At 63.1% G+C, this 4391-nt stretch carries 5 protein-coding genes and 2 pseudogenes; 3 read left to right on the plus strand and 4 right to left on the minus strand.

From position 1 onward, the window contains the following. Positions 1 to 53: 53 nt before the first annotated feature. The gene (locus tag EOA60_RS20580; RefSeq protein ID WP_095825335.1) at positions 54 to 758 is read left to right on the plus strand and encodes a hypothetical protein; all 705 of its coding nucleotides are present in this window, start codon (positions 54 to 56) and stop codon (positions 756 to 758) included. On the opposite strand, the gene EOA60_RS20585 is transcribed toward EOA60_RS20580, so the two are convergent. From EOA60_RS20585 to EOA60_RS20595, 3 genes are all read right to left on the minus strand, one after another. Continuing rightward, entirely contained in the window at positions 759 to 1526 is a 768-nt protein-coding gene (locus EOA60_RS20585) for an RES family NAD+ phosphorylase (protein ID WP_095825223.1), read from the minus strand. It lies immediately after the preceding gene. Next, positions 1486 to 1863, minus strand: a complete 378-nt coding sequence (locus tag EOA60_RS20590) for an antitoxin Xre/MbcA/ParS toxin-binding domain-containing protein (protein ID WP_066998964.1) — start codon at positions 1861 to 1863, stop codon at positions 1486 to 1488. The genes EOA60_RS20585 and EOA60_RS20590 overlap by 41 nt, the downstream gene beginning before the upstream one ends. A 73-nt stretch (positions 1864 to 1936) precedes the next feature. Continuing rightward, the gene (locus EOA60_RS20595) at positions 1937 to 3007 is read right to left on the minus strand and encodes a diguanylate cyclase (protein WP_095825224.1); all 1071 of its coding nucleotides are present in this window, start codon (positions 3005 to 3007) and stop codon (positions 1937 to 1939) included. Positions 3008 to 3330: 323 nt separating this feature from the next. Between EOA60_RS20595 and EOA60_RS20600 the strand changes: the two are divergent. Both EOA60_RS20600 and EOA60_RS20605 read left to right on the plus strand, forming a co-directional pair. After that, positions 3331 to 3751, plus strand: a pseudogene (locus tag EOA60_RS20600) (GFA family protein). A gap of 77 nt (positions 3752 to 3828) precedes the next feature. Next, positions 3829 to 4188, plus strand: a complete 360-nt coding sequence (locus tag EOA60_RS20605) for a diacylglycerol kinase (protein ID WP_067328170.1) — start codon at positions 3829 to 3831, stop codon at positions 4186 to 4188. Between the two features lie 23 nt (positions 4189 to 4211). Here the strand turns inward: EOA60_RS20605 and EOA60_RS20610 are convergent. After that, positions 4212 to 4391, minus strand: a pseudogene (locus tag EOA60_RS20610) (DedA family protein); the annotation flags it as partial.

The following is a 4391-nucleotide window of genomic DNA, read 5'->3' on the forward strand; positions in this document are numbered from 1 at the left end:
AGGTGGAGGTGTCGCCCGCGGTCGAAAACCGCGCACACGACACAGGTCCCCCCATGCGCCACGAGCATGCCATCGTTCATCACCGCGCGATCGACTTCTGGTCGGCGCGGGCGGCGGTGCTTGTCGTCATCTGCCTGCAGCTTCTGGTCATCAACGACCTGTCCTTCGGTCCGCGCTGGCTCGCGCCCGCGATCGAGGCGGCGCTGCTCGTGCCTTTGTCGATCGCAACGGCCTGGACGCAAATGGCGACTCAGAAGGCCGTCGATCACGAGCATTGGTATGCGATCGGCCGGTTTCGCGTCTTCATCCGCCGTACCGCCTTGGTCATGACCGGCGTCATCAGCATCATGAATTGCGGCTCGCTGGTCTTTCTGGTCCAGAAGCTGCTGGCAGGCCATGCCGGCGCCGGCACGACGCTGCTTGTCGACGCGCTCAACATCTGGGTCACCAACGTCATCGTCTTCGCGCTGTGGTTCTGGAGCACCGACCGCGGCGGCCCGCCGACCTGCGGCCTGGTCAAGCGCGCGCATGCCGATTTCCTGTTCCCGCAGATGACGCTGGCCGATCGCGAGATCCGCGACTGGCTGCCCGGCTTTGTCGATTACGTGTTCCTGGCCTTCACCAATGCGACGGCGTTCTCGCCGACCGACACATTACCGCTCACTCAGCGCGCCAAGCTCCTGATGATGGCCGAGGCAATGATCTCGCTGCTGACGATCGCGCTGGTCGCCGCGCGTGCGGTCAACATTCTGGCTTAACTAGCGCCCGCGCTCCCAGCGCATATTCGCCAGCCTCGGATCGACAAAGCTCGTCCTTGAGAATTCCAGCCGCCTGTCTGGAAATTCGCAGATTGCCTGGACCCCGAACGAGCCGATGCGGATGCGCCAGGTATGAGGCTCCAGCGGCTTGGCCTTGGCAAAACCGCTGCACGTCAAGAGCGCGATGTTGGCGCCCTTCGGATCGCGCGCCGAGCGGTAGCGGATGGCCTGCATCCCCGCCTCGCGCGCCACGTCGGCGATGGCCTGGCAGGCGGCATAGTCAGTCGGATCCGTCCACGCCTTCTCGTCGCGGTCGAGCGGCGGCCGCGTGAGGTCGACGGCCTTCTCGCATCTGATGGCCGCGGCAAAGGCGGTATATTCGGCCGCGTCGTTCGGCCATTGCGTTTGCGGCGATTCCGCAAAGAACAGCAAGCGGTAGAAGGCCATTTCCGCCACTGCCGTCAGCACCGTCTCGGCGGCGTAGTAGACGCCCTTGGTCTTGCCGGCGCGGCGGAAGCGCGAGCCGTACGGATAAATCGAGCCGTAGCGGAAGGGCGTCGCCAGAAGATAGTGAAGATGGCGGCATTCCAGCGGGATCCGCGGCTTGCTTTCCTCGATGAGGTCTTCGAGCAGGCCCTGCTCGTTGAGCCTGTCGACGAGCTTCAGGGTCGAGACGCGATGCTGCGCCTCGACCATCCGCCAATATTTGCCTTCGAGCCTGACGGCCTCAGACGAGAGCGCGTCGGGAATCCAGGTAGGCAATGACATCGACAAGTCCGGCAATGGTCAGGATTTTTTCGAGCGGCGTGCCGTCGAGCGCCGTGTTCGGGTTCTTCAGCCATGCCCGGGCGACCGTCTCGTCGCCGCCGACGATGGCGTCGAGCGAGCGGAACAGCCGCACGAACAGCACCGCAAGCTCGAACGGCTTGGTGCCGCGCTCGAGCAGGAACTCCTGCTTGCGCATGCGCGAGACCGTCGCCTCAGAGACGCCGATGACCAGAGCAAGCGTTCGCGCCGTGATCTCGAGCAGGTCGGCCGCGCGCAGCGTGGCCTTGGTGATGACGGCATTTTCTGCCGCCGTCGCGGCAGCGACTGGACGTGGCATGAGCGCACCCCTTTCATTTCCATGGAAAATATAGTCCACAGAAATTCATTTGGAAAGGGTGTCCAATGTGCCCTCAGTCCTTCTTGTAGAGCAGCCAGCCCTTGCCGGCACGCCCGGCCATTGTGGAATGCCTGGTGACGCGGTTGCGGCCGCCGATCTTGGAGCGGTAGAGCGCGCGGTCGGCCTTGGTGTAGAGGTCTTCGGGGGTGTCGGCCTCGGAAGCCATGCAAATGCCCATCGAGACAGTCACCGTGCCATAGTTCATCCCGGTCTGGCTGCTTGTGAACGGCGTCTGTTCGATCAGCACGCGGATGCGCTCGGCGATTTCATAGGTGGTGTCCTCGCTGGCGCCTTCGACGATCAGCGCGAACTCCTCGCCGCCGGTGCGCGCCACGAACATGTCGGCGCGGATGCTGGACTGGAAGATGTCGGCGATGATCTGGATGATCCTGTCGCCGACCGGATGGCCGTAATGGTCGTTGATATCCTTGAAGCGATCGATGTCGGCAAGGATGAGCGCGTTGAAGAGGATACCGCGGTTGCTGTTGTAGATGCGCGTGATTTCCTTGTCGAAGGCGCGGCGATTCCAGATCTGCGTCAGCGGATCGGTATTGGCGAGCCGCTTGTATTCCTCCAACTTCGATTTGACGCTCTCGAGCTCGGCCGTCTTTTCGCTGAGCGTGCTCGCGATCTGGCGGTTGTGATCCAGCGTCGAGCTGGTGGCGGCAGACATCGCGCCGGCGATCTTTTGCAGCAGATCCTGGGAAAGCAGGCTGCGATTGCTCAGGCCGCTCGACGTCTCGTCGAGGATGCGGCCGTACTTTTCGATATGGCTGCGCTCGCTGCGCAGCAGCGCGGCGACGTCCTCAAGCTCCTTGGCGACCACCTCGCGGGCGTGTTCGACGATCGCAGGCCCGTGGTGCTGCGGGAAGAAGGTGCGTCCGATGCGATCGAGATCCTCTTGCGTCGGGCGGTTGCTCAACGAGACGACAGCCAGGCTGAGCTCGTGATTGCTGCCGCTCAGCGCTTCATAGAAGATTTCGTAGTTGCGCGGCAGGCCGAGCAGGCCGAGCTGGCGCATGGTCGCCACAACGGTGCTGGCGATGTCGCCATTTCTGTCGCTCGGGACGGCTGCCGGCTGCATAGTCTGTTCACTACCCCCTTCAGTGCGCGACCGGAGACCTGCCACCGCCGGGAGCCGCCAATGCGGGGATCGAATCAGAATTGCGATGCTAGGCCGCGTCCCCAACACGACCATCGCCTGCAGGAACCATAAATGCAGCTGCGCTAAAGTTTCCTTAATGGCGGGCGTTTCCAGACCGTTTTTGCTGCTTCAGGTTGCACTGCAGTGCAGGCGCAGCTTTTGAAACGCGCCGCTTCGGTGTCGCATTTGCCTGCGCCGGAAGAGCGCAAAACTGGAATCTTGTGTGGCGCGATCGAAGCGTATGGCGTTGAAGGAGGCCGGGGATGGGCGAAAATCACACGGGATCGTGCCTGTGCGGAGCGGTGCGCTTCACGACGAGAGGAGCGTTGCGCGGGGTGGTCTATTGCCACTGCTCGCAGTGCCGCAAGCAAACAGGCCATTTCGTTGCAGCGACTTCTTCGAGGGACGCCGACATCGACATCGAGGGGGCCGACGCGCTTGCTTGGTACGGCGCGTCCGACATAGCGAAACGCGGTTTTTGCCGCAGCTGCGGGCTCGGTGCTGTTCTGGAAGCACAACGAGCTCGACACGATCTCCATCATGGCCGGCTCGTTCGACAAGCCGACCGGGCTTTCGGCCGAAAGCCACATCTTCGTCGGCGACAAGGGCGACTATTATGCAATCGACGACGGCCTGCCGCAGTTCGACAAGTCGACGCCGTCGATAAAGGTCGCGGACGAGTGACTTTTGGGCCGCCTGCCTTATTCCCTTGACCCGGCTGTTGCGATATCCCCTCACGGTGATTCGAAACGGGGCTGGGCATGCAGCGGCTGATCGACGCTTTCATCAACTCGGTGCGGGCTTTCCGCAAGCTGGCTGCTCACGAAAAGGCGTTCCAGCAGGAGTTGATGCTGCTTGCGCTCGCTCTGCCGGCCGGCTGGTTCATCTCGGTATCCTGGCGCGGCTACGCCTTGCTGATCGGCGCGGTTCTGCTGATGATTCTGGTCGAGGTGCTCAACACAGGCATCGAGGCTGCGTGCGACGCGATCTCCCGCGAGTTCCACATCGACATCCAGCTCGCCAAGGACTGCGGCTCGCTGGCGGTGCTGATTTCGATCGTGATCGCGGGGGGCGTCTGGGGCATTGCCATCATCGAGCGCATCATCGGCGCGCCGATCTGACCGGGAGGCATCGGTCCGACAGCTTAGGATTCGGCCTGATCCTCTTTTGCGTCCTTTGCGCGCTCCCTTCCGGCAAAATGGCGGGCAACCAGTCCGGCCAGGACGGCCACAGCGATGCCGACGGCGAGGGCTACGAGCACGCGCTCATGGCGGGCAAATGCCTGGCCGACCATGCGCTCCGCCCCCAGCCCGAAGACATAGCC

It is taken from the genome of Mesorhizobium sp. M1A.F.Ca.IN.020.06.1.1 (assembly GCF_004023265.1).
Lineage (GTDB): Bacteria > Pseudomonadota > Alphaproteobacteria > Rhizobiales > Rhizobiaceae > Mesorhizobium.

What these genes read in the sequence shown, in the direction of transcription:
- EOA60_RS20580 (WP_095825335.1), top strand. Translation starts at nt 54, where the DNA reads ATGCGCCACGAGCATGCCATCGTTCATCACCGCGCGATCGACTTCTGG.
- EOA60_RS20585 (WP_095825223.1), bottom strand. Translation starts at nt 1,526, where the DNA reads ATGTCATTGCCTACCTGGATTCCCGACGCGCTCTCGTCTGAGGCCGTC.
- EOA60_RS20590 (WP_066998964.1), bottom strand. Translation starts at nt 1,863, where the DNA reads ATGCCACGTCCAGTCGCTGCCGCGACGGCGGCAGAAAATGCCGTCATC.
- EOA60_RS20595 (WP_095825224.1), bottom strand. Translation starts at nt 3,007, where the DNA reads ATGCAGCCGGCAGCCGTCCCGAGCGACAGAAATGGCGACATCGCCAGC.
- EOA60_RS20605 (WP_067328170.1), top strand. Translation starts at nt 3,829, where the DNA reads ATGCAGCGGCTGATCGACGCTTTCATCAACTCGGTGCGGGCTTTCCGC.